The sequence below is a fragment of the Streptomyces sp. NPDC003032 genome (assembly GCF_053591415.1).
Genome location: NZ_JBSFTT010000018.1, coordinates 95826 through 117175, shown reverse-complemented (window position 1 = coordinate 117175; position 21350 = coordinate 95826). Strand labels below are relative to the sequence as shown.

General features: G+C 71.1%; 27 protein-coding genes. 10 read left to right on the top strand and 17 right to left on the bottom strand.

What is annotated here, in order from left to right:
- Positions 1-71: 71 nt before the first annotated feature.
- Together ACWDZ7_RS24880 and ACWDZ7_RS24875 are read right to left on the bottom strand one after the other, a co-directional pair.
- A complete protein-coding gene (locus tag ACWDZ7_RS24880) occupies positions 72-704 on the bottom strand; it encodes a hypothetical protein (protein WP_451799862.1) in 633 nt (210 codons plus the stop codon).
- 129 nt (positions 705-833) lie between these two features.
- Positions 834-1412 (bottom strand): VanZ family protein, encoded by a 579-nt coding sequence (locus tag ACWDZ7_RS24875; RefSeq protein ID WP_451799860.1) that lies wholly within the window; start codon positions 1410-1412, stop codon positions 834-836.
- Between the two features lie 251 nt (positions 1413-1663).
- On the opposite strand from ACWDZ7_RS24875, the gene ACWDZ7_RS24870 reads away from it, so the two are divergent.
- Entirely contained in the window at positions 1664-2059 is a 396-nt protein-coding gene (locus ACWDZ7_RS24870; RefSeq protein WP_451799858.1) for a hypothetical protein, read from the top strand.
- Positions 2060-2077: 18 nt separating this feature from the next.
- Here the strand turns inward: ACWDZ7_RS24870 and ACWDZ7_RS24865 are convergent, their stop codons facing one another.
- Together ACWDZ7_RS24865 and ACWDZ7_RS24860 are read right to left on the bottom strand one after the other, a co-directional pair.
- On the bottom strand, positions 2078-2983 hold the full coding sequence (locus tag ACWDZ7_RS24865; protein WP_451799856.1) for a YihY/virulence factor BrkB family protein: 906 nt from the start codon (positions 2981-2983) through the stop codon (positions 2078-2080).
- Positions 2984-3030: 47 nt separating this feature from the next.
- Positions 3031-3291 carry a hypothetical protein gene (locus tag ACWDZ7_RS24860; RefSeq protein WP_451799854.1) on the bottom strand — a complete coding sequence of 87 codons (261 nt, stop codon included), beginning with the start codon at positions 3289-3291 and terminating at the stop codon, positions 3031-3033.
- A gap of 92 nt (positions 3292-3383) precedes the next feature.
- Between ACWDZ7_RS24860 and ACWDZ7_RS24855 the strand changes: the two genes are divergently transcribed.
- Complete coding sequence (locus ACWDZ7_RS24855; protein WP_423591155.1) at positions 3384-3554, top strand: hydrophobic protein; 171 nt, start codon at positions 3384-3386, stop codon at positions 3552-3554.
- Positions 3555-3620: 66 nt separating this feature from the next.
- On the opposite strand, the gene ACWDZ7_RS24850 is transcribed toward ACWDZ7_RS24855, so the two are convergent.
- The 3 genes from ACWDZ7_RS24850 to ACWDZ7_RS24840 all read right to left on the bottom strand — a co-directional run bounded on the left by ACWDZ7_RS24850 (position 3621) and on the right by ACWDZ7_RS24840 (position 5628).
- Complete coding sequence (locus tag ACWDZ7_RS24850) at positions 3621-3857, bottom strand: hypothetical protein (protein WP_451799852.1); 237 nt, start codon at positions 3855-3857, stop codon at positions 3621-3623.
- A 143-nt stretch (positions 3858-4000) separates the two neighbouring features.
- Positions 4001-4885, bottom strand: coding sequence for an ANTAR domain-containing protein (locus ACWDZ7_RS24845; RefSeq protein ID WP_451799850.1), 885 nt, complete (start codon positions 4883-4885; stop codon positions 4001-4003).
- 212 nt (positions 4886-5097) lie between these two features.
- Positions 5098-5628: a MarR family winged helix-turn-helix transcriptional regulator gene (locus ACWDZ7_RS24840; protein ID WP_451799848.1), complete on the bottom strand. Its 531-nt coding sequence runs from the start codon at positions 5626-5628 to the stop codon at positions 5098-5100.
- A 65-nt stretch (positions 5629-5693) separates the two neighbouring features.
- Here ACWDZ7_RS24840 and ACWDZ7_RS24835 point away from each other — a divergent pair, with 65 nt between their 5' ends.
- On the top strand, positions 5694-6425 hold the full coding sequence (locus tag ACWDZ7_RS24835) for an SDR family NAD(P)-dependent oxidoreductase (RefSeq protein WP_451799846.1): 732 nt from the start codon (positions 5694-5696) through the stop codon (positions 6423-6425).
- Positions 6426-6457: 32 nt separating this feature from the next.
- On the opposite strand, the gene ACWDZ7_RS24830 is transcribed toward ACWDZ7_RS24835, so the two are convergent.
- Positions 6458-6589, bottom strand: a complete 132-nt coding sequence (locus ACWDZ7_RS24830) for a hypothetical protein (protein ID WP_451799844.1) — start codon at positions 6587-6589, stop codon at positions 6458-6460.
- 145 nt (positions 6590-6734) lie between these two features.
- Between ACWDZ7_RS24830 and ACWDZ7_RS24825 the strand changes: the two genes are divergently transcribed.
- Both ACWDZ7_RS24825 and ACWDZ7_RS24820 read left to right on the top strand, forming a co-directional pair.
- Entirely contained in the window at positions 6735-7550 is an 816-nt protein-coding gene (locus ACWDZ7_RS24825) for a DJ-1/PfpI family protein (protein WP_451799842.1), read from the top strand.
- 298 nt (positions 7551-7848) lie between these two features.
- On the top strand, positions 7849-8799 hold the full coding sequence (locus tag ACWDZ7_RS24820) for a polyprenyl synthetase family protein (protein ID WP_451799840.1): 951 nt from the start codon (positions 7849-7851) through the stop codon (positions 8797-8799).
- A gap of 34 nt (positions 8800-8833) precedes the next feature.
- Here ACWDZ7_RS24820 and ACWDZ7_RS24815 read toward each other — a convergent pair whose 3' ends face one another.
- Positions 8834-9454 (bottom strand): L-threonylcarbamoyladenylate synthase, encoded by a 621-nt coding sequence (locus tag ACWDZ7_RS24815; RefSeq protein ID WP_451799838.1) that lies wholly within the window; start codon positions 9452-9454, stop codon positions 8834-8836.
- 101 nt (positions 9455-9555) lie between these two features.
- Positions 9556-10308 (bottom strand): TioE family transcriptional regulator, encoded by a 753-nt coding sequence (locus ACWDZ7_RS24810; protein WP_451799837.1) that lies wholly within the window; start codon positions 10306-10308, stop codon positions 9556-9558.
- Between the two features lie 58 nt (positions 10309-10366).
- Between ACWDZ7_RS24810 and ACWDZ7_RS24805 the strand changes: the two genes are divergently transcribed.
- Complete coding sequence (locus ACWDZ7_RS24805) at positions 10367-11593, top strand: erythromycin esterase family protein (protein WP_451799835.1); 1227 nt, start codon at positions 10367-10369, stop codon at positions 11591-11593.
- Here ACWDZ7_RS24805 and ACWDZ7_RS24800 read toward each other — a convergent pair.
- A complete protein-coding gene (locus ACWDZ7_RS24800) occupies positions 11579-12013 on the bottom strand; it encodes a DUF6196 family protein (RefSeq protein ID WP_451799833.1) in 435 nt (144 codons plus the stop codon). The two genes, ACWDZ7_RS24805 and ACWDZ7_RS24800, sit on opposite strands and share 15 nt — an antisense overlap.
- Positions 12013-12606, bottom strand: coding sequence for a TetR/AcrR family transcriptional regulator (locus tag ACWDZ7_RS24795; RefSeq protein ID WP_451799832.1), 594 nt, complete (start codon positions 12604-12606; stop codon positions 12013-12015). The genes ACWDZ7_RS24800 and ACWDZ7_RS24795 overlap by 1 nt, the downstream gene beginning before the upstream one ends.
- 80 nt (positions 12607-12686) lie before the next feature.
- Here ACWDZ7_RS24795 and ACWDZ7_RS24790 point away from each other — a divergent pair, with 80 nt between their 5' ends.
- Entirely contained in the window at positions 12687-13580 is an 894-nt protein-coding gene (locus tag ACWDZ7_RS24790; RefSeq protein ID WP_451799830.1) for an NADP-dependent oxidoreductase, read from the top strand.
- A gap of 30 nt (positions 13581-13610) precedes the next feature.
- Here ACWDZ7_RS24790 and ACWDZ7_RS24785 read toward each other — a convergent pair whose 3' ends face one another.
- The 3 genes from ACWDZ7_RS24785 to ACWDZ7_RS24775 all read right to left on the bottom strand — a co-directional run bounded on the left by ACWDZ7_RS24785 (position 13611) and on the right by ACWDZ7_RS24775 (position 15124).
- A complete protein-coding gene (locus tag ACWDZ7_RS24785; RefSeq protein ID WP_451799828.1) occupies positions 13611-14072 on the bottom strand; it encodes a hypothetical protein in 462 nt (153 codons plus the stop codon).
- A 51-nt stretch (positions 14073-14123) separates the two neighbouring features.
- Positions 14124-14432, bottom strand: coding sequence for a hypothetical protein (locus ACWDZ7_RS24780; protein ID WP_451799827.1), 309 nt, complete (start codon positions 14430-14432; stop codon positions 14124-14126).
- Between the two features lie 260 nt (positions 14433-14692).
- Positions 14693-15124 (bottom strand): hypothetical protein, encoded by a 432-nt coding sequence (locus tag ACWDZ7_RS24775; protein WP_451799826.1) that lies wholly within the window; start codon positions 15122-15124, stop codon positions 14693-14695.
- Positions 15125-15266: 142 nt separating this feature from the next.
- Here ACWDZ7_RS24775 and ACWDZ7_RS24770 point away from each other — a divergent pair, with 142 nt between their 5' ends.
- The 3 genes from ACWDZ7_RS24770 to ACWDZ7_RS24760 are packed head-to-tail and all read left to right on the top strand — an operon-like array spanning position 15267 to position 18998.
- Positions 15267-16589: a tetratricopeptide repeat protein gene (locus tag ACWDZ7_RS24770; RefSeq protein WP_451799824.1), complete on the top strand. Its 1323-nt coding sequence runs from the start codon at positions 15267-15269 to the stop codon at positions 16587-16589.
- A complete protein-coding gene (locus ACWDZ7_RS24765; protein WP_451799822.1) occupies positions 16586-17707 on the top strand; it encodes a tetratricopeptide repeat protein in 1122 nt (373 codons plus the stop codon). Before ACWDZ7_RS24770 ends, ACWDZ7_RS24765 begins: the two co-directional genes overlap by 4 nt.
- 22 nt (positions 17708-17729) lie before the next feature.
- Positions 17730-18998: an ROK family protein gene (locus tag ACWDZ7_RS24760; RefSeq protein ID WP_451799820.1), complete on the top strand. Its 1269-nt coding sequence runs from the start codon at positions 17730-17732 to the stop codon at positions 18996-18998.
- 23 nt (positions 18999-19021) lie between these two features.
- Here ACWDZ7_RS24760 and xylA read toward each other — a convergent pair whose 3' ends face one another.
- Both xylA and ACWDZ7_RS24750 read right to left on the bottom strand, forming a co-directional pair.
- Complete coding sequence (gene xylA, locus ACWDZ7_RS24755) at positions 19022-20188, bottom strand: xylose isomerase (RefSeq protein ID WP_451799818.1); 1167 nt, start codon at positions 20186-20188, stop codon at positions 19022-19024.
- A 120-nt stretch (positions 20189-20308) separates the two neighbouring features.
- Positions 20309-21343, bottom strand: coding sequence for a PucR family transcriptional regulator (locus tag ACWDZ7_RS24750; RefSeq protein ID WP_451799816.1), 1035 nt, complete (start codon positions 21341-21343; stop codon positions 20309-20311).
- Between the last annotated feature and the right edge of the window lie 7 nt (positions 21344-21350).

Below are 21350 nucleotides of genomic sequence, written 5' to 3'. Positions count from 1 at the left end.
ACCGCGGTCGGCGCGTCGGACACGGCCACGCGGAGTAGCCGCGACCGGCACCGTGCCGGTCACGGCGTGTGTCAGTGGCGCGTGGAGTGGATGGACCGCTGGGGCGGGACCCCGAAGGGGCGGTGAGGCCGGGAGTGGCCGGCCAGGGCATCGGCCCTGCGGTCCTGCGGCCGGGGAAGGAGCAGCTCGTGGAACAGCTCGTACCCGGCGAGCATGGCGTGGCGCATGGCTTCGGTGTCGGTGTCGCCCGCGGCGGCGCGCCGCGCGGACTCGTGCAGTACGCGACTGCCGTGAGCGTGCCGCGGACAGTGCAGGGACAGGGCGTCGGCCTGGCGCTCACGCGACTCGGCGGGGAAGCCGCGCTCGGCGGCCAGCCGGTTGAGAAGGGCGTTGGCCCGGGCGACGGTCTGCCCCGGGGCGTCGATGAACCGCTCCTGGAGGAGCGCCCATTCGGTGCTGTAGCGCTCGCGGGCCGCCGTGGTCAGGCCCTTGACGCGGAGGCCGCCGAAGCGCCGCAGCCGCTCGCTGAGCTCTCGCTCGGCGGCCTCTGTGTCCCCTTGGTGCTCCGCCACCGCGCGGTCGAACTCGGGGCCGAAGCGGCGCCGGAGGTCGTCGGTGGTCGTCTGGTTCAGCGGGCGGGCGAGCAGCAGCGCGGTGATGATCGCCACCGCCGCGCCCAGGACGGCCAGCATGCTTACGGACATGTGCCTGCCTTCCGCAGAGGATCCCTCACGCGAGGCTTTCGCTACAGCGAGTTACCAACCGAGGGCGGAAATAAACGCATTGGGTGACATTCGGGGGGTGATTCACCTTTCCAGGTGTGAAGAGGCCCGTCAGGCGCCCGCCGGGCCACGCCTGGTGTACCGGTGCCACCAGTGCCGCCGCCGGGGATGCACGGCCCGTCCGAGCCGGCGCCCCAGAAGGAGGTAACCGAGGAGCGCGCCCGTCGTGTTGAGGATGACGTCGTCGATGTCGAAGGTCCGGCCGGTCACGAAGGCGCCCTGGGCCAGTTCGACCAGCACCATGGTCACCGCCGTCGCCACCGCCACCCGCACCAGGCCGCGCGTGCGGGGGAGCAGCACCGGCAGCAGCATCCCGAACGGCACGCCCAGGAGGATGTTGCCGCCGATCTGCTTGACGGTGTCGCGGAAGGCGGGCTGCGCGAGGTAGTCGCGGATGGAGTCACCGGGCTTGAAGTTGCTGTGCGTCAGCGCCTCGGAGGCCGCCGACGGCTCCAGGGTCAGACGGGTGAGCACCACGCCGAACGCGACCATCGCGGCGAAGGCGACCAGCATCGTGGCCGCGCGCGCCAGTGGCCGCAGCGGCGCTCTGCGCCGGTGTGCCGGGTCATCACCCTCTCCTCGTGCTCCGCTTTCTTCCCTTAGCTCCTTGTAACGACCTGTTCGTGCCATCAGTGCCTCCAGGAAGGGCCATTGGACGGGGCGGCACGGCGCGGGGTGCCCAGGCCGACGGGTTCCTCGAGCCGCGCCTCCCAAGCGCGGGAAGACGCCTTATCGCCCTCCGGAAGGGGTGCGACAATCTGCTGACAAGACCACGGCCGTGCCTCTGACCGGCGCGGTGGTCTCGTCGTTCGAGGAATTGGCTGTGAAGGGTCCGGGATTCGTTGTCGTGCCCGGCGCCCGGTGGTGGGGAGGAACCGACGGTGGTGGAGTGGCGTGACGTCGCCAAGGGCGCGAAGGCGGTTCCCGAGCCCCTGGCCACACCCTTCGTCTGGACAGCGGCCTCCTGGGGCTCCTTCGTACTGGTGAGTGTGCTCGACCTGCTCGGCGCCCTGGACCGCACCGGCCTCGCCCTCGCCGCACTGTCCCTGCTGGCCGCGCTCCTCGGCATGCTGGGCCGGTTCGCGGCGGCACCGGGCACGGCGCTGCTGTGCTGGGCGCTGCTCAACGTCTTCGCCACCCATCCCACCGGGGAGATCTCCTGGGCGGGGCACCGGGACCCCGGCTGGATGGCCTGCCTGCTGGCGGCGGCTCTCATCGGCACGACGACCGCCCGGCTGATGTACGCGCGCGCCGCGTACCGCCGCGTCACCCCGTGATCGTGCCGTCCGGGGCGATCACGGGCTCACGGCGGCCCGCGCGCGGGTCAGTTCCACCATGAACTGCGCCCCGGCGAGCAGCGCCAGATTGGACACCCACAGCCAGACCAGGAAGACGACGACGCCCGCGAGGGAGCCGTAGAGCTTGCCGTAGGTGCCGAACCCCGACGCGTACCACGTGAACAGGCCCGAGGCGAGCAGCCAGAGCAGCGAGGCCAGCACCCCGCCCGGCAGGATCTGACGCCAACCGCGGGCCGCGGACGGCCCGTTGCGGAAGAGCACGAGGACGAGCAGCGCCACCAGACAGACCAGCGCGGGCCATTGCAGCACACTCCAGGCGGTCTGCCCCGCGCCCCCGAAGCCGACGCGCCGCCCCAGCCCCTCGGCGAGCGGTCCGCTCAGTACGAGAAGCAGCGCGCTGGCGACCAGCAGCGCGAGCAGCGTCGCCGCGGTCATGAGCACGCGATGCGCCTTGCGCAAGGCGGGCCGGGCGTCCTCCACCCCGTGCATCGCGTGCAGCGCCCGCCGGAACACGGCCGAGTAACTGGACGCCGACCACAGCGCGCTGACCCCTCCGGCGATCACCACCGTGAGGGCCGCGGAACGGGCGTCGGCCATCTCGCTGAGCGCCTCGTGCAAGGAGCGGCCCGACTCCGCGGGCGCCCAGTCCGTCACCTCGGCGATGAGCGCCTCGGTCGTGGCGGGGCTGACCAGGCTGATGAGGCTCACCGTGACGAGGAGAGCGGGGAGCAGGGCGAGGATCGCGTAGTACGTCAACGCCGCGGCCCAGTCCGAGACGTCGTCGTTCCACATCGATATGGGGGTGCGGCGCAGGGCGGTGCGCCGCGGGGCCCACGCCGACGAGCCGCCCAAGGGCTCGCACCCGGCACGCGCTCCGCGCGCGGCCGACGGGGGACTTTCCATGGTGCTGCCAGCTCCTTCTCGCATGTTCGCGGCGCGGTGTGCCGCGTTCAGTCCTGCTGCTCCGCCTCGTTGCGGTTGAGCCCGTGCGCCAGTTCCTGCAGCACTTCGTGCTGGGTCTTTCCGGTCATTTCGGCGATCTGAAAGAGCAATGCGGCACACAACGCGGTCGCGCTGTCGGCGAGTTGGTCGAGATTGCCGTCGACGGTGCGTTTCTCCGCGACGTATTCCTCCATTACGCGCTCGCCGGAAATGTACGCGGTCATGGCTTCGATCCCGGCGCGCACACGGTCGTAGTCATTCATCGTCATGCCCGTAGACTTTCACGTCCTATGACCATCACGCCAAACGCATGCTTAAGGAAGCTGACCCGGGGCACACGGTGCACTGGAGGTTGATATCGATGGTTCCCCTGCTGATTGTTCTTCTGCTGGCCCTGCTTCTCTTCGGTGCGGGATTCGCACTGAAGGCGCTGTGGTTCGTCGCGGCCGTGGTGCTCGTCCTGTGGCTGCTCGGCTTCGTGATGCGCTCCGCGGGAGCGGGTGGCCGGCGAGGCCGTTGGTATCGCTGGTAGGAATCCGCAGCACAACCGCGGCCGGGGTCCGGACGAATTCGTCCGGGCCCCGGCCGCGCCATCGGTTCAGGCAGCGTTTCTGCCCTGCCTGTCCCGCAATTCCTGCAGTTGTCCGTGGTTCTCCGATGCCGGTGACGCGTCACTTCCGCCGTGGATCAGGCGCAGGTGCTGCCGACGGGCATGCCGGGCGTGACGGGTGGAAGGGGCCTCGCCTTTGGCGGCGAGCAGCCCGTCCTCCAGACGCACCATCATGAACAGCAGAAGCGCCAGCCCCGGCAGGAGTAGGACGGCGACCGCGATCATGCCGCACCCCTTTCCGTTGAGGACGCGGTGCGGGTGCCCGTCAAACCGGCGGGAAACAGCGCCGTGACGTGAAGATTCCGCAACAAATCGGCACTGCTTGTGCGGCGCCACGCGGTGACGCCGCACAGGAGGCGGAGATTCGACTACCGCTGCTGCGCGAGGGCCAATTGGTGCAGGTCCTCCAGCGCGTCGAGCAGGATCGTGCGCTGGTGCCAGTCGATCCATGTGCCGACGGCACGGCTTGTGTGCTGCAGCGCCTGGAGCTGTGTCTGGGTGAAGCCGTCCAGGGGGCGCGGGTGGTGCGAGGAGATGACGCCGTGCACGGTGTCGGTCCCGTCGACCAGGGGGATGCTGTGGCAGGCGCGGCTGCCGGCCGAGAGGATGACGCGGCGCGTGACGTCGTCGAAGCCGGGCGATGAGACGAAGTCTCTGACGGTGACCTGGTGGTTGGCGACGGCGGCCCGGGAGCAGGCGGTGCCCCCGTCGACGAACGCGAAGTAGTCGGTGAACTGCCGGGGCAGACCGGCGTGCTTCTCCATGCGCAGCGCGCCGTCCTCGACCAGCTGGACGTTGCCCATGTACGCACTGGTGATGTTCAGGACGCGGTGCAGCGCGGCGCCGAGGACCTCGCCCTGGTTGCTCGCGTCGAGCGTGCCGGCGCCCAGCGTCGTCAGGGGCGGAGCCGGATGCCGCGCCCGGGTGCCGAGCCATACGTCGGCGCCCTTGGCGGGCCCCGGCGTACGGGCGACCGCGATGGCCAACTGGTGCAGTTTGATGTTGGCCCGCTGGGACGCCTGGCGCATCAACGCGAACGCCGCGCCCGCGTCCGGCAGGCCGTACCGTTCGACCAGTACGCCCTCGGCCAGCGCGATCTTGGGTCGCGCGCGCACCTGCACCTCCAGCTCGGAGACCTGCTCCCGCAGCTGTTGGGCCTGGGCGGCGAGCCGCTCCGTCTCCCGCTCCCGCTCCCGCTCCCGCGAGGAGGGCTGATCCTCCTCGGGCCGAGGCTCAGGCTGGTGGTCCGTCATTCTTTTCTTTTCTCCCGCGCCGTTCGAACTTGCTCCTCGTGTTCGGCGAACAGCGGTACCAACGAGGACTCCGACGTCCTCGCTGCCCCGCCCGGCCCGCGAGAGGGGCTGCTCACCGAGCACCAGGGCCGACAGTAGCGTGGCCCGTCAGGCGTTGTCGTGGCAGTCGCTGAGAGATCGGCCACCACAGGCGGGCCCTCGGGTGGCGAGCGTCAGTCGTGCCCCACTTGAGTCAGGCGGTCATCGCCCAGGCGCTGTTGTACGTCGTCGAGAAGCAGGCCGAGCAGCTCGGCGAGCTGGGCCTGCTGGTCGGCGGTGAGGCCGCTCACCAAGCCCGCTTCCCGGCCCAGTACTTGGTCCACGGTGGCTTCCACGAGGTCGTGGCCCGCTCGGGTCAGGGTGACCTCGACCGTACGGGGCCGCCCCTCTCCGGGAAGGCGGGTGACCAGGCCCTCGCGTTCGGCACGGGCCACGCGCTGCGAGATGGCGCCCGCCGTGATCAAGGAGCGGTGGCCGAGTTCGCGGGTGCTCAAGGTGTAGGGCGCGCCGCTGCGCCGCAACACGCTGAGCAGGTCGAGGGTCGCGGAGTCGACCCCGGCGCGGGCGAGCACCCGGCGCCGGTCGTCGCCGAACAGCTTGGCCAGCTGCCAGATCGGCGTGACGATCCCGATCGAGCCGACCGGGGTGCCGGGACGCTCGCGCTCCCAGGCGGCCGCGATGTCCCGCGCGGTGTCTCTTGCCATGACGAACACTCCCAGTGTTATGTTTAGACCTAAATTTAGACCTCAATGGAGTCGGGAGTCAGCATATGGCACGCACCGTTTTGATCACCGGCGGCGGAACCGGCATCGGCCGCGCCGCGGCCAAGCACTTCGCCGAGCACGGCGACGCCGTGATCGTCACCGGCCGCCGTCCCGAACCGCTCGATCGGCTGGTGCGGGAGACCGCCGCACACCGGCCCGGCGTACGCGCCCTGGTGTGCGACCACACCGAGCCCGCCGCGCTCACCGCACTGCTGGCCGAACTCCCGGAGCGGATCGACGTCCTGGTGAACAACGCCGGTAAAAACGCCGATCTCGACACCGACGGGGAGGCGGACCTGGCCTCCTACGCGCGTGCCTTCCGCGCCAACCTCGACGCGAATCTCGTCAGCGCCGCGCTGACCACCAAGGCGCTGGACGGACGGCTCGCGTCCGGCGGCGCCGTCGTGCACATCGGTTCGATCGCCGCCGACCAGGGCGGGTCCTACGGCGCGTCCAAGGCCGGACTCGCCACCTGGAACCTGAGCCTGGCGGCGGAACTGGGCCCGCGCGACATCACCGCCAATGTCGTCGCGCCCGGCTATATCGCCGACACCGAGTTCTTCCGGGACCGGCTGCCGGCCGAGCGGCGCGAGCAGCTCGTGGCCGCCACCGCGACGGGCCGCGCCGGTGAGCCGGCGGACATCGTGGGCGCGATCGCCTTCCTCGCGTCACCGGCGGCACGGCACATCACCGGCCAGGTGCTGCACGTCAACGGGGGCGCACGCGGGACCCGCTGACGTCTTCAGTCGCGCGGTCGCGCGGTCGCGCGTCACCCCGGCCACAGCGTGAGGAGCGCGACCATGAGCAGGACCAGCAGGGCCCAGCCGAGCACCCCGACTCTCCCGCGGTCCGGGTCGCGTCCCTGACACCCTGCGCCGAGGCCTTGCGGATCGTCTCTCATGACTGGTCAGCGTACGTCCTGACCTCCAGGGCACGCGGAACGGCACCCGCGCACCCGTTTCCCACGGCCGGCCGGGAACTCCGCCGCGGCGGCATACGACTACTGAACCGACAACCGCTGGACTGACGAGGGGTGTTGGTGGGACATGAGCACGGATGACGCCAAGCGGGCGCCGAGCCGTCGCGGTCTGCTGCGCGGCACGGTGGCGGGCGCGGCGGTCGCGGCCGTCGGGATGGGCGGCCCGGCGTGGGCCGCGTCAGGGAACGAGAACCCGGACGAGAAGCCGGACGAGAAGCCGAACGAAAACCCGGACGGGAAGCTGGAGGTGGCGATACTTCTCTACGACGGTTTCACGGCGCTGGACGCGGTGGGGCCCTACGAGATGCTGTGCCGGCTACCGAACACGCGGGTCACGATGGTCGCGCGCGAGGCCGGGCCGGTGCTCACGGACACCGGTGAGCTGAGTCTGGTCGCGGAACGGTCCATGAGAGACGTACGCAGAGCCCATGTGCTGCTCGTACCCGGCGGTGGAGAGCGAGGGACCACGGCGATGATGGCCGACACCGAGGCGCACGCATGGATTCGCCGCATCCACCGTCGTTCGGTCTGGACGACGTCGGTGTGCACGGGCTCGCTGATCATCGGGGCGGCAGGCCTGCTGCGCGGCCTGCCCGCCACCACGTACTGGGCCTCCCGTCCGTACCTCAAGGACGTCGGCGCGATCTACACCCCCGGACGCTTCGTCGAGACGGGGAAGATCATCACCGCCGCCGGGGTCTCCGCGGGCATGGACATGGGACTCCACCTGGCCGCCCGTCTCTCCGACGTGAAGGTGGCGCAGGCGATGCAGCTCGCGGTCGAGTACGACCCCGATCCGCCGTACGACACCGGGAGCCCGGAGAAGGCAGACGCCGAGACCGAGGCGCTCGCCCTGAAGCTGCTCGCGGATGCGGCCCGCTGAGTACTCGCTTCTGTTGTCGGCATGCCCAGACGCGGACGGCGCACTGTGACCGATACAGTGCGCCGTCCGCGACCCTGGTCCGTAACTCACTTCGCTGCGAGCCGGGCGCGCGCTCCGCCGGTCAAGCGGTGTGTGGTGGGCCGACCAGCCGGGTGGGCAACACACCTGTGACGGTCAACATGGGCGGCTGCGCCCACTCGCCCCCATCACCGAAGGCCGCGCGACACCTGCCACGGAGGCAGATTTGCTCCCCAGCCCAGTAGAGGCGGAAGCTGCCCTGGCCCGCACCCTTCCGCAAGTGCGCCAGTACCTCGCCGAACTCCTCGATGCCTACCCTGCCCAGCAGGCCCATCTGCGGGGTTCCCTCAGTCGGCTCATCACCCGCGGCAGAGCCTCGCCGCATGAACATTCCCTGCCGCTCCTGGTACACGCGGCCATGACCGGCGACCCCGCGCCGGCCGTCCCGGTCGCCGCCGCGCACGCCCTGTGGTGGCGCGCCGCCAACACCTTCGACGACTTCGTCGACGGCGACGCCGGGCCGCATCTGTACGGAGTTCCCCGTGGCGCCGCCCTGACGGCGGCGCTGGAGTGCGGATACGCGCTGCCGCTGCGCGCCTTGGCCGCCATGGACGCGCCGCACCCCGTACGCGACGACCTGGCGAGGACATATCTCGAAGGCTGGACGGCCGCCGTCAACGGCCAGCTCGGAGATCTCCTCAACCAGCCCCAGCGCACCACCCCGCAGGAGATCCTCGCCGTCTACCGCGACAAGAGCGGCGCCATTTACGCCATGGCCTGCTCCATGGCCGCCCGGCTCGCCAACGGTATGGCACACCCCACCGACGCGAACGCCGAACGGATCGCCGGGTGGCACCGCTTCGGACGGGTCCTCGGCATGCTGGCACAGTTCCGCAACGACGAGGACGATCTACGCGACGGGCCCGGTGAGGACCTGCGCAACCGGACACCGACCTATCTGCTCGTCCACCTGCTCCACACCCTGCCCGGCCGCGGTCGGCAACGAGCCCTGCGCCTGCTGAAGGAGGCTCCCTCCTCAGCGACCGACAGGGAACAGCTGCGCGCCATAATGACCGCACCAGAAGTGCTGCGCCCCTACCATGCGCGGCTGGCAGCGCTGCGCGAAGAGGCCTACACCTTGCTCGACCACCTCGCGCCGACCTGCCCTTTCGGCTTCGCCCTACGGGCGCGCGTCCAGGCCGAGACCCACTTCCTGCCCGCCCCAGGATGACTGGCCCGAGGTGACTGACGATGTACCGGCCCCGCTACTCGAAGCGCCTGGTGTCCCCGGCCCCATGGCGCACGACCTCGGCTTCGCCGCTGGAGAAGTCGATGACGGTGGTGGGCTCGGTGCCGCAGTCACCGGAGTCGAGAACGATGTCCACGACGTGGTCGAGCCGCTCCTTGATGTCCCAGCCCTGGGTGAGCGGCTCGTCCTCGTCGGGCAGGAGAAGAGTGCTGGAGAGCAGCGGTTCGCCGAGCTCGGCGAGCAGCGCCTGGGTGACCGTGTGGTCGGGAATGCGGACTCCGACGGTCTTCTTCTTCGGGTGCAGCAGCTGGCGCGGGACTTCCTTGGTGGCGGGGAGGATGAAGGTGTAGCGGCCGGGCGTCGCCGCCTTGATGGCCCGGAACACGTCGTTGTCGAGCTGAACGAACTGACCCAGCTGTGCGAAGTTCTGGCACACGAGGGTGAAGTGGTGACGCTCGTCGAGGTCACGGATCGTACGGATCCGCCCGATGCCGTCACGACTGCCGAGCTGGCATCCCAGCGCGTAACAGGAGTCCGTGGGATACGCGATGAGCGCGCCGGACCGAATGCTGTCCACCACGCTGGTGATGCTGCGCCGCTGGGGATTGTCTGGGTGCACGTCGAAGTACTTCGCCATTGGTGGAGTCTAGGTGATCAGCCCGCGGAAGGCGGACCGACGGCTCGGTCTCGGGGCCCGCGTCCCCGATGCCGGTGTCGAAGAGGATCGGGGAACGCGGGTCAGGCCCCAGCCGGTTCGCGTGCACGGAGGTACGCCTCCAGTTCGGCCGCCCCCGCCAGCATCGCCCGCCCGCGGGCGGAGAGCCGACCGTGCCAGTCGCGCAGGGCGGCCTCCAGCGGCTCCAGTCCGCCGGCCGCCCGTACCTGGGCGATCAGCGGGGCGATCTGCTCCAGCAGGTAGCCGCCGCGCCTCAGTTGGTGGGTCAGCCGGGCATCCCGTACGTCGGCCTCGTCGTAGACGCGGTACCCGGTCCGCGGGTCACGGCGTGGGCGTACGAGCCCGGCGTGCTCCCATTTGCGCAGCGTCGCGGGCCGGACGCCGAGCTTCCCCGCGAGCGGGCCGATGAACGTGCCGTCGGTTCTTCCGGGTGCCGCGGTCGGCCCGCGTTCGGACGCCCCCGTGGGTTCCAGGTCGCGAAGGGCGCGCTCCACGGCTTGGAGGGTCCGGCGGTCGTCGAGGAGCTGGGCGTGGCTCTCGTCGATCAGGCGGAGCGCCTCCTCGATCGCGCCGCTGTTCACCGCCCGCATGATTGACGTCGCCGTCCGGTGGCCGTGGCCCGGCACCAGGGCGAGAAACGCGCGCAGGGCCCCCGCGTGCAGCGAGGTATAGGTGCGGTAGCCGTGAGGCGTGCGAGCGGCGGCCGGAAGGATGCCGGACTCCTCGTAGTTCCTGACCGCCTGCGTGGACAGACCGTGCCCGCGTGCCAGATCAACCGGCCTGAGCCGCTCCCCGCTTTGAAGGTTCCGTCCCATGTCCCTGCCGATATCGCCGAAAAGCTTCCACCGAAGGTTCAAAGATACCGTTGAAGGCATGGCTACTGACATCAAGGACACCGCCCATGCCGTCGAGGCCGCCACCGTCATGGGACTGCTCCCGGCCCGACCCCGGCTGCTCGCCCTGGGGGAGCCCACCCACGGCGAGGAGGATCTGCTCGACCTGCGCAACGACGTCTTCCGGCAGCTCGTCGAGCAGGAGGGCTACGGGACGATCGCGATCGAGAGCGACTGCGTGAGGGGCCTGGCCGTGGACGACTACGTCACCTCGGGCACAGGCACCCTCGACGAGGTCATGGAGCACGGATTCAGCCACGGCTGGGGCGCCTCCGCCGCCAACCGCGAGCTCGTACGCTGGATGCGCGCCTACAACGTACGCGCCGACAACGACGGCCGGCCCGCCCCCGAACGGCTCCGCTTCGCGGGTTTCGACGGCCCGCTGGAGATCGCCGCCGCCGCGAGCCCCCGGCAGGCCCTCACCGCACTCCACGGCTACCTCTCCACCCGGGTGGACGCGGACCTGCTCCCCTGCACCGCGGAAACGCTCGACCACCTGCTCGGCGCCGACGACCGGTGGACCGATCCCGCCGTGATGATGGACCCGGCCCGGTCCGTGGGCCGGTCGGCGGAGGCCGGTCAACTGCGGCTGCTCGCCGACGAACTGGTGGCGCTGCTCGACGCGCAGACGCCGCACCTGACCGCGGTGACCTCCCAGGACGACTGGGACCGGGCGTGTCTGTACGGGCGTACCGCTCTCGGCCTGCTGCGCTACCACCACTGGATGGCCGACACCTCACCGGCCCGCCTGGCCCGCCTTGCGGGCGTGCGGGACCAGATGATGGCCCACAACCTCCTCGCCGTCGCCGCTCGCGGCCCGGCACTCGTCCACGCCCACAACTCCCATCTCCAGCGGGCGAAGTGCACGATGCGGATGGGCGGGATGCCGCTGGAGTGGTGGGGCGCGGGCGCGCTGGTGAGCGCCCGACTCGGCGAGGAGTACGCCTTCGTGGCCACGGCCCTCGGCACGATCCGGCACCAGGGCGTGGACGCGCCGCCGCCGGACACCGTCGAAGGCCTCCTGTACGCGCTCCCGGAGGACCGCTACGTCATAGACGCCCCACGGCTGGCCACCGCCCTCGGCGACACCCGCCCCGCGCCCCGCGTGTCCCCCTGGTTCGGCTACGCCCCGCTCGACCCGGCCCACCTGGCGGACAGCGACGGGATCGTGTTCCTCAAGGACGTCAGGCAGTCAGCTGTCCCGTAGCGCCCCGACAACCGCGACGGCCTGGTCCAGCAAGTCGATGGGGCAGCCCCAGTAGTCGTAGATGCCGCCGCGGGCGCGGTTGCTGCCGCAGACGACGAATACGCCGGTCCCCAGCTCGGCCTTGAGGTGGGTGGCCAGCCAGCCGACGAAACCGCTGTTGTCCCCGTGATCGGGGAAGTGGAAGGAGAAGATCCCGAAGCGTTCGACGCCGTCGCGCTCCTGCGTGAGCGGGACCAGGCGGCTCCAGCTCTCCCGGTCCCGGACGACTGCCAGCGTCTCGGCGGTGAGCGCCGGTGGCTGGTCGGCCGGAGACTCATCGAAACACCAGACGCCGTCGTGCACGACGAGGTCGGCCAGAGCGATCACACGGCGCAGCCGCTGCTCTGTCTGTTCCGCGGTCTCCGTACTCACACTGACCATCAGCGGGACTCCTTGATTCGAGGGCGGGCGGCCTCCCAGGCCGCCTCGATCATCTGGAAGATCTCGTCCACCGCGGCGTCCGGATCGGGCGACTCGCGGGCCAGTGAATGGGCGTCGATCACGAACCTCGCGATGGTCCGGCAGGCCGTTGTGGTCCGTGGCACGTCGAGCTCGGCGGCGATGGCCGTCGCCAGCGACTCCGCGTGGCGCAGCCTCATCGACTCCTCGTACTGCCGCAGGGCAGGCGATCCGTCGATCATGCGCCAGATCGGGGCGGCGCTCTCCGCCGAACAGTGCCGCACCAGCGCCTGGATCTCGCGGCGCAGCGCGGGGATGAGCGGTTCGTGCGGGGCGCGGTCGCTGACCGCCCGCGCGAGACCCTGCTCGAAGTCTTCTTCCTGCTCGAACACCAGGGCCTCTTTCGAGGCGAAGTGGGAGAAGAGCGTGGTGACGGCCACGTCGGCCTCTGCGGCCACGTCACGGATGCCTACTGCGTCGTACCCGCGTTCCAGGAAGAGCCGCAGGGCGGCGTCAGCGATCTTCTGGCGGGTCGCGGCCTTCTTGCGTTCACGGCGTCCGGGCGGCACGGTCATTCCTTGACGCTATCAGAGCACTATCAGATGCAAAGTCGAAGCCGTTCCTAAACACTAACCGTTAGTGTTACGTTCTCCGTATGAAGAGAGTGAGCTTCGCCGAGTTCGGCGGTCCCGATGTTCTGCGACTCGTAGACGCCGAGGAGCCCCACGCGGGCCCGGGCCAAGTACGCATAGCCGTGCGGGCGGCGGGCGTGAACCCCGTCGACTGGAGGGTCCGTGAAGGCCAGATCCTGGGCGCCCATCCGACCGAACTGCCCTCCGGGGTCGGGCTGGACGCCGCCGGGGTGGTGGACGAGGTCGGCGAGGGCGTCGAAGGGGTCGAGGTCGGCGACCACGTGTTCGGCGAGGGTTCGAGCACCTACGCCGAGTTCGCCGTGCTGTCGGCCTGGGCCCGTATGCCCGAGGGCCTGACGTTCGAAGAGGCGGCCGGGTACCCCTCCGTGGTGGAGACCGCGCTGCGCGTCATCAGCCAGGTCGGTGTGCGGGCCGGGCAGACGCTGCTGGTCAGCGGTGCCTCCGGGGGAGTCGGATCGGCGGTGCTCCAGATCGCCCGCGAGCGCGGCATCACGGTGATCGGCACGGCCGGGGCCGCGAACCAGGACTATCTACGGAGCCTGGGCGCCGTCGCCACGACGTACGGCGACGGCTGGGTCGAGCGGGTGCGGCGGCTCGGCCATGTCGACGCGGCTCTCGATCTGGCCGGCTCGGGCGTGATCCGCGAACTCGTCGAGCTGACCGGTGATCCGCGGAAGGTCATCTCCATCGCCGATCTCGGCGCGCCGGAGTTCGGTGTCCGATTCTCCGGCGTGGCCGGGAGCGTGCCGGACGCGCTCGCCGAGGCCGCCGACCTCATCTCGCGGGGAAGGCTCCACATCCCGGTCGAGAAGTCGTACACGCTCGCCGAGGCCGCGGCGGCGCACATCGACAGCCAAGCCGGTCACACGCGCGGGCGCCGGGTCGTGATCGTCTGAGCCGTTTTTGGGCCGCGCGGCCGCACGGGCTCAGTGCCACGGGCAGCGCGGCAGGCCCGGGAAGGGATCGGTGCTGGTGAGGACGCTGCTCGCGGGCATGTTGCCCCAGGCCTGGATGCCGGGCAGGTTCACCGCCTCGTCGCCTTGCGTGTAGTACCAGACGTTGTTCCCGCCCTTGTGCGCCTCGCCTATCGAATAGCACACGAACCAGCTCTGCGTCGTCTTCAGGCGCCCGGTCACGGGGGCGTCGAAGGCCGGGCGCCCGTACAGGTCTCCGGGGGCGTTGGCACAGTACAGGTCACCGGTGAAGGTGTTGCCGAGAGTGTCCTTGTGAGTGATGCCGGGGCGCAGAACGCACGTCACGTCGTCCGTGGCCTCCGTGGCCTCCGTGGCCGCCGAGGCCGGGGCGGTGGCCGGCCAGGCCGCGGCCGCCGCGAGCATGAGGGCCGTCGCGGTGATCCGGCCGAGTCGTAATGCCTTGGTGAGCGGCATGAGTTCACTCCTGGTTCGGGTGGCGGTTGGCGGAACGTGGGGGAGGGGCGGTCAGCTGGGCAGACAGGGCGGCAGGCCGGGGAACGGGTCGGGCTCGGTCTCGATGCGGAACGCCGGGACGTACCCCCAGCCCTTCCACAGCGGCCAGTTGGTCACCTCGTCGCCCTGCGTGTAGTACCAGATGCGGTTGCCGCCCTGGTGCAGGTCACCGCTCTCCCAGCACACGAACCAGCTCGGTGACGTCTTCAGCTTGGCGATGACGGTGCCGTAGACCTCCGGGGTCGCGAAGACGTCCGCCACCGCGTTCTCGCAGTACAGGTCCTTGGTGTACGTATGTCCCTTGATGTCGGTGTGCCGCACGCCGTCACGGACGTAGCAGACCGGCCCCGACGAGGGCGAGGACGAGGGCGAGGGCGAGGAAGAGGTTGAGGGCGAGGCCGCTGCGGTCGTGGGCAGGCACATCGAAGCCATCGCCGCGGCCAGTAGCGCCCCGGCGGCACGGCGTCCTCCGCCTGCGCCGAGTCGGCCCCGCACCACCGACGTCCCACCGGAAGTCGCAGTCGCAGTCACTTCAGTCACTTCAGTCACTTCAGTCACTTCAGTCGTCCGTCTCATCTTCCTCACCCCCACGAGCACTTGGGCAGGCCCGGAACCGGGTCCTGGGTGGTCTCCAGCATCACGGCGGGCATATAGCCCCAGCCCTGCGCGGTCGGACGCGACACGATCTCGTCGGCCTGGGTGTAGTACCAGATGTTGTTGCCCCCGGCATGCTGGTCACCGACCTTCCAGCACACGAACCAACTGCGGGTGGTCACCATCCGGCCGACCACCGGACTGCCCGTGAACGACTGCAGGCGTACGTCGCCCGGCGCGTTGTCACAGAGGATGTCCGCGTCCCACTTCATCCCGGTCCAGTCCGTGTGCGGGCTGCCCTCGCGCATGACGCACGCCGTGGTCGAGCCCGCGGCCCGCGCCGGTGCGGCCGCCGTGCCCGCCAGGCCCGCCGCGGCGACCGCCGTCGCGAGCAGCGCACCGCCGGTTCTTCCCTTCATCAAATCTCCCTGCCCCTCCTGCGGAACCATTCGGTGGCCGGATTCTGACGTGGACCGCTGACAGCGGACTGACCCCGGCGGGGCCGCGTCCGGAGCGGAGCCCGGCGCCGGGCCAGGGGTGACGTGTACATAAGGTGGCCACATGTCCGAGGACTCCCCCCTGATACGAAGCTTGCGCACGGCCGTTGAAGCGACACCCGCCGATGTACCCCTACGGCTGCATCTGGCCGAGTTGTTGCTGGACGCCGGGCAGCCGGACGCCGCGGTCGCGGAGGTCGCCGTCGCCCTGCAGCACGCACCGGGCGACGGCCAGGCCCGCGCGCTGATGGCCCGCGCCATGGGCGCGCCCGCCCCTGGACCCGCGTCCGTCCCTGGACCCGCGCCCTCCCCTGGACTCCAGCCCTCCGCCGGGCCCCAGCCCACCCCCACGCCCCCGCCCGCGCCCGCCCCCGAGGCGCCCCGCACCGGCTTCGACTGGCGCGCCGCCGCGGACCAGGTCGGCGACGTGATCCCGCCCCGCTTCGTCGGCGCCGAGGCGCCGCTGACCGCCGACGGCAGCGGTGACCCCGAGGACGCCTCGGCCTGGGACATCGACGCCCCCGGCACCATCCGCCTGGCGGACGTCGGCGGCATGCAGGAGGTGAAGGAGCGCCTGGAGGCGGCGTTCCTCGCTCCCATGCGCAACCCCGAACTGCGCAAGCTGTACGGCAAGAGCCTGCGCGGCGGACTCCTCCTGTACGGGCCGCCCGGCTGCGGCAAGACGTTCATCGCCCGCGCGGTCGCCGGTGAACTCGGGGCGAACTTCCTGTCCGTGTCGGTCAACGACGTCCTCGACATGTGGATCGGCAACTCCGAGCGCAACATGCACGAGATCTTCCGGACCGCCCGCCGCCAGGCCCCCTGCGTCGTATTCCTCGACGAACTCGACGCGCTGGGCGCCAAGCGCAGCCGCACCCAGCACAGCGGCATGCGCAACACCGTCAACCAGCTCCTGACCGAGATGGACGGCATCGACTCCGCGGCCAACGAGGGCGTCTTCGTGCTCGCCGCCACCAACGCCCCCTGGGACGTGGACATCGCCCTGCGCAGGCCCGGACGCCTGGACCGCACCCTGCTCGTCCTGCCCCCCGACGCCCCGGCCCGCGAGAGCATCCTCCGCTACCACCTCGACGAACGCCCCGTCGAGAACGTCGACTTGGGCAAGCTCGTCAAGGTCACCGACGGCCTCTCCGGCGCGGACCTGGCCCACCTGTGCGAGGCGGCCGCCGAGAGCGCCCTGCTCGACTCGGCGCGCACCGGCACGGTCCGCATGATCGGCATGAAGGACCTGCTGAACGCGGCGAAGCAGACCGTGCCGTCCACGGAGCCGTGGTTCGCGTCGGCGCGCAACGTCGCGATGTACGCCAACGACGGCGGCACGTATGACGACCTGGTCACCTACCTGAAGAAGAAGCGGAAGCTGTGAGCACGCTGCACCCGGCCGTCGAGAAGGCCCAGGCCCTGATCGAACTCGACCGTTACGACCAGGCCAAGGCCCTGCTGGCCGGCCGCCTCGCCGAGGATCCCGGCGACATACGCGCCTGGGTCAAGATCGGCTACTGCCACCTCCAGGCGGAGCAGCCCGCGGAGGCGACGGCGGCGGCCGACGAGGCCCTCAAGCTGGCCCCCGAGGACTACGGCGCGCTCAGACTCCGCGCCCACGCCATGACACACGACAACGGCTGGCTCAAGGTCCAGCCCGTGCTGCGCGAGCTGATCCGCGTCGCCCCCGACGACTCGTTCGCGCACGCCATGCTCGCCGACGCCGTGTGGCGCGAGGCGCTGGTCCGCTACGCCCGCGAAAGCGGCGCCCGGCAGCTCACCCACGAGGCCGCCGACCGCGTCACCCGCGAAGCCGCCGATCTGGCGATGGAGGCGCTCCGGCTGGGCCCCGAGGACGTCTACGCCCACGAGATCGCGCACCGCATCGCCAGCACGGCCGGGAACGGCACGGTCTCCGACATGCTCGACGAGGCCATCCTCCGCATCGACCCCCAGCACGCCGAGGCCCTCGCCCGCCGGACGAGGAAGGCGGCGCAGGCGCCGGGAGTCGGAGCCACCCAGGCCGCCGAGATGTACGCGGACGCGCTCGCCGCCGAGCCCAACTCCGCCGACATGCGGCAGCAATTGGACCACGCCACCTACCGCCTCCTGCGCGGCACCCGGTGGCTGGCCCTGCTCTGCGTGGGCCTGGCAGGCGCCATGGTCGACGTCTTCCCCGCGGACGACCGGCCCGCCCCGGAGCTGCCCATCCCCGTCGGCCAACGCCTGTGGTTCCTGTTCATCATGGCCGTGATCTGGGCCTTCGGAGCCTGGCGCCGCTATCGCCGGCTGCGCTCGGGCGTCCAGCTCAACGTCCGCTCACTCGTCCGCCGCGGCCGCTGGGCCCGCATCGTCCTGGCCCAGGCGGGCTGGGCCATGCTGTGCGCCCTGCTGATCGCCGAGATCCCCTGGACCGACCGGTCCGTGCCGCAGCTCATCTTCTGGGCCGGCCTCGTGCCGACGGCGGCGACCATCTGGTTCGACAAGAAGAAGGCCCGCTAGCAGCCGATATCCTCGACCCACCATGACGAACCACCGCGCTCCGCTGGAGCCCAAGGCGGACAAATCCACTGTGCGCCGGCACAACCTGAGCCTCGTGCTCCGTGCCGTGCACGACGAGGGTGAGACCACCCGGGCCGCCGTCGCGGGCCGGTCGGGGCTGACCCGCGCGGCCGTGTCCTCGCTGACGGAGCAGCTGCTGGCCGGCGGCTTCCTGACGGAGTCGGGCAAGTCGTTCAGCGGACAGGCCGGGCGGCCCGGCACGGTCCTGAAGGTGGCGCGCACCGGGTGCGCCGGGCTCGGCGTCGAGATCAACATCGACTACGTCACCGTGTGCGTCGTCGATCTCGCCGGCACCGACCGGGTACGCCTGACCGAGCACCTCGACAACCGCGGCGTACCGCCCGCCGAGGTCATCGCGCGCGCCGCGCGGATCGCCGCCCGCGCCCTGGAGTCGGCGAGGGAGCAGGAGTTGAGCCCCGTCGCCGCGCATCTGGCGCTGCCCGGTCTGGTCTCCGGCGGTGTGGTGCGCCAGGCGCCGAACCTTCAGTGGAACCGGGTGGCCGCCGAGGGCATGTTCGCGCAGGCCCTCTCGAAGCTGCGGCTCGGCAAGGCCCACCTCGACGGGCCGGACACGGCGCCCCGCCCGCTGCCGGTCGGCTCGGGGAACGAGGCGGACGCGGCGGCCCTCGCCGAGATGTGGTTCGGCCGCCTCGGCAAGGTCCGCAGCTTCCTCTACCTCACCGGCGAGATCGGCGTCGGCGGCGCCCTGCTCATCGACGGTGAACTGCTGCGCGGCGCCCACGGGTTCGCCGGCGAGATCGGGCACGTGGTCGTGGACGAGGACGGGCCCGAGTGCCGCTGCGGCGCGCGGGGCTGCCTGGAGCAGTACGCGGGCCAGGGGGCGCTGCTGCGCGCGGCGGGCATCGCCGAGGACGCGGGACAGCCGGGCGTCGCCGAGCTGGAGCGCAGGGCGCTGGAGGGCGACGAGCGCGCCGTCGCCGCCATCGCGGGCGCCGGACACACGCTGGGTCTCGTGCTGTCCGGCGCGGTGAACCTCCTCGACCCGGACGCGATCGTCCTCGGCGGCACGTACCGCTCCTTGATGCCCTGGCTCCACGGCCCGATCGACAGATGCCTGGAGCGACGCGTCGTCTCCGGCCTGTGGACCCCGGGCAGCGGCAGGCTGCGGGCCTCGTCGCCGGCCGGTGACGCGGCGCGCGGCTCGGCGGCCCTGGTCGTCAGGGACGTACTCGCGGACCCGCTGGGCTACGCGGAGCGCGCCGCGCCCTGAGGCGAGCAGGAGGTCAAGGCCCGTCAGAGACCGAGGAGGTGTTCCATGGCGAGCTGGTCGAGCCGCTCGAAGGCCATCGAGCGCGAGGCGGCGGCCCGCACGTCGAAGTCCTCGTAGGCGGAGGCGTCACCGAGCAGCGCGTCCAGGCCGTCGGCGGCGGTGGGCAGCGCGAGCTGGTCGAGGCGGGCGTCCGTGAGGGCCTGCCGCACGGCGGGGTCGGCGCGGAAGGCCGCGGCGCGCTCACGCAGGATCAGGTAGTTCCGCATGCAGTTCTTCGCGGACTCCCACACCCCGTCGGACCCGTCGGTGCGCACCGGCTTGAAGTCGAAGTGCCGCGGGCCCTCGTACCCGGCCGTCTCCAACAGGTCGACCAGCCAGAACGCCTGGCGCAGATCACCGGCGCCGAACCGGAGGTCCTGGTCGTACTTGATGCCGGACTGGCCGTTCAGGTCGATGTGGAACAGCTTGCCGGCCCACAGAGCCTGCGCGATCCCGTGCGCGAAGTTCAGCCCCGCCATCTGCTCGTGGCCGACCTCCGGGTTCACGCCGACCAGCTCGGGGCGCTCCAGGCGCTCGATGAACGCGAGGGCGTGGCCGATGGTGGGCAGGAGGATGTCGCCGCGCGGCTCGTTCGGCTTGGGCTCGATGGCGAAGCGCAGGTCGTAGCCCTGGCGCGTGACGTACTCGCCGAGCAGGTCGAAGGCCTCCTTCATCCGGTCCAGTGCCACGCGTACGTCCTTCGCCGCGCCCGACTCGGCGCCCTCACGTCCGCCCCAGGCGACGTACGTGGTGGCGCCCAGTTCGACGGCGAGGTCGATGTTGCGCAGGGTCTTGCGCAGCGCGAAGCGGCGTACGTCGCGGTCGTTGGCGGTGAAGCCGCCGTCCTTGAAGACGGGGTGCGTGAACAGGTTGGTGGTGGCCATCGGCACCTTCAGGCCGGTGGCGTCGAGCGCGGAGCGGAACCGCTTGACGATCGCCTCGCGTTCGGCCTCGGACGAGCCGAAGGGGATCAGGTCGTCGTCGTGGAAGGTGACGCCGTACGCGCCGAGCCCGGCGAGCCGCTCGACGGACTCGACCGGGTCGAGCGCGGGGCGGGTGGGCTCGCCGAACGGGTCGTTGCCCCGCCAGCCCACGGTCCACAGGCCGAACGTGAACTTGTCCTCGGGGGTGGGGGTGTAGAGGTCCGTCATGGTCGCCCCTTCATCGCTCAGGATTTGTTTTCACTGTTACCAATACTCGATGAGCCGTTCCCGCGCTAGACCTGGCTTTTGTCGAGTGTGAGGTGCGGGCGCGATTTGTTCTGAGTTCGACTAAAAGAGCAGTCGCCACGCGGTGAGGGCGAGGCGGGCGCGTAGCAGTCCCGTGGGCTCGGTGAGTTCGATGCCGAGGGCCTTGCCGATCTGGTCGAGGCGGCGGGCGACGCTGCTGTGATGCAGATGGAGAAGTTCGGCGGCCCGCCGCAGAGAGCCGGTGGAGCAGTAGGCGTCCAGCGTCTCCAGAACCTCCGGGTCACCGGCGACCCGGTCGACCGCGACCACATCGGCGTTGCCCCGCACGGCGTCCTCGGGCACCTGCGCGAGCAGGGCCAGCGCTCCCAGCTCCTCGTGGCGGACGGCCGGCCGGCGTGGCGTGGTGAAACGCAGGGCCGCGCGGGCCTGGAGCCAGGACCGGTCGGGGCTCTCGGCCGCGCCGCCGATGCCCGCGCGGACACCGGCCGGAATCCGGGCCAGGTCCACGGTGGTGGCCAGCACGACGCCCACGTCGGCGAGCGGCGCCGCCTTCACCGGGCGGTCCGGGCAGAGCAGACCGGCGACCTGGTCCAGCGGAAGCCGCGACCGTACGGCGACGACACGGACCGGAACGCCGGCGGCGAAACCCAGCAGGCGCAGCGCCCGGGCCCTGGCCGCCTCGTCGCTGTCGCAGCTGACCACCAGCTCGACGAGGGCGGGGTCGGCCATGGTGGTGCGGGCGGGCCCGTACCGCTCGACGACCGCGGCGGCCGCTATCGCCAGCCGGTCGAGGAGCACCTCGTCGAGGGAGGAGGGCGCTCCCGGGCGCTCCAGCCAGACCGTGCCGATCTCCTCCTCGTCAAGGGTGATCGACGCGGTGGAGGAAGCGGGGCGCGCCGGGGCGCCGGTTTCCTTGCCGTCGGGCGAGGTCCGGATCGCCCGACCCGTCCCGTGGAGCCGGATGCCGGCCACGCACTCCGCCAGGCCCGACGAGGCGCGGGCGAGCGCGGGGAGGTCCACCCGGCGGCGCATCAGCGTGTCGTAGAACATGACGACGCGGATCGCGCCTTCGACGTGCGAGTCCAGCTGAGAGAGCCGTACGGCCAATGCCTCCATGCCAGGA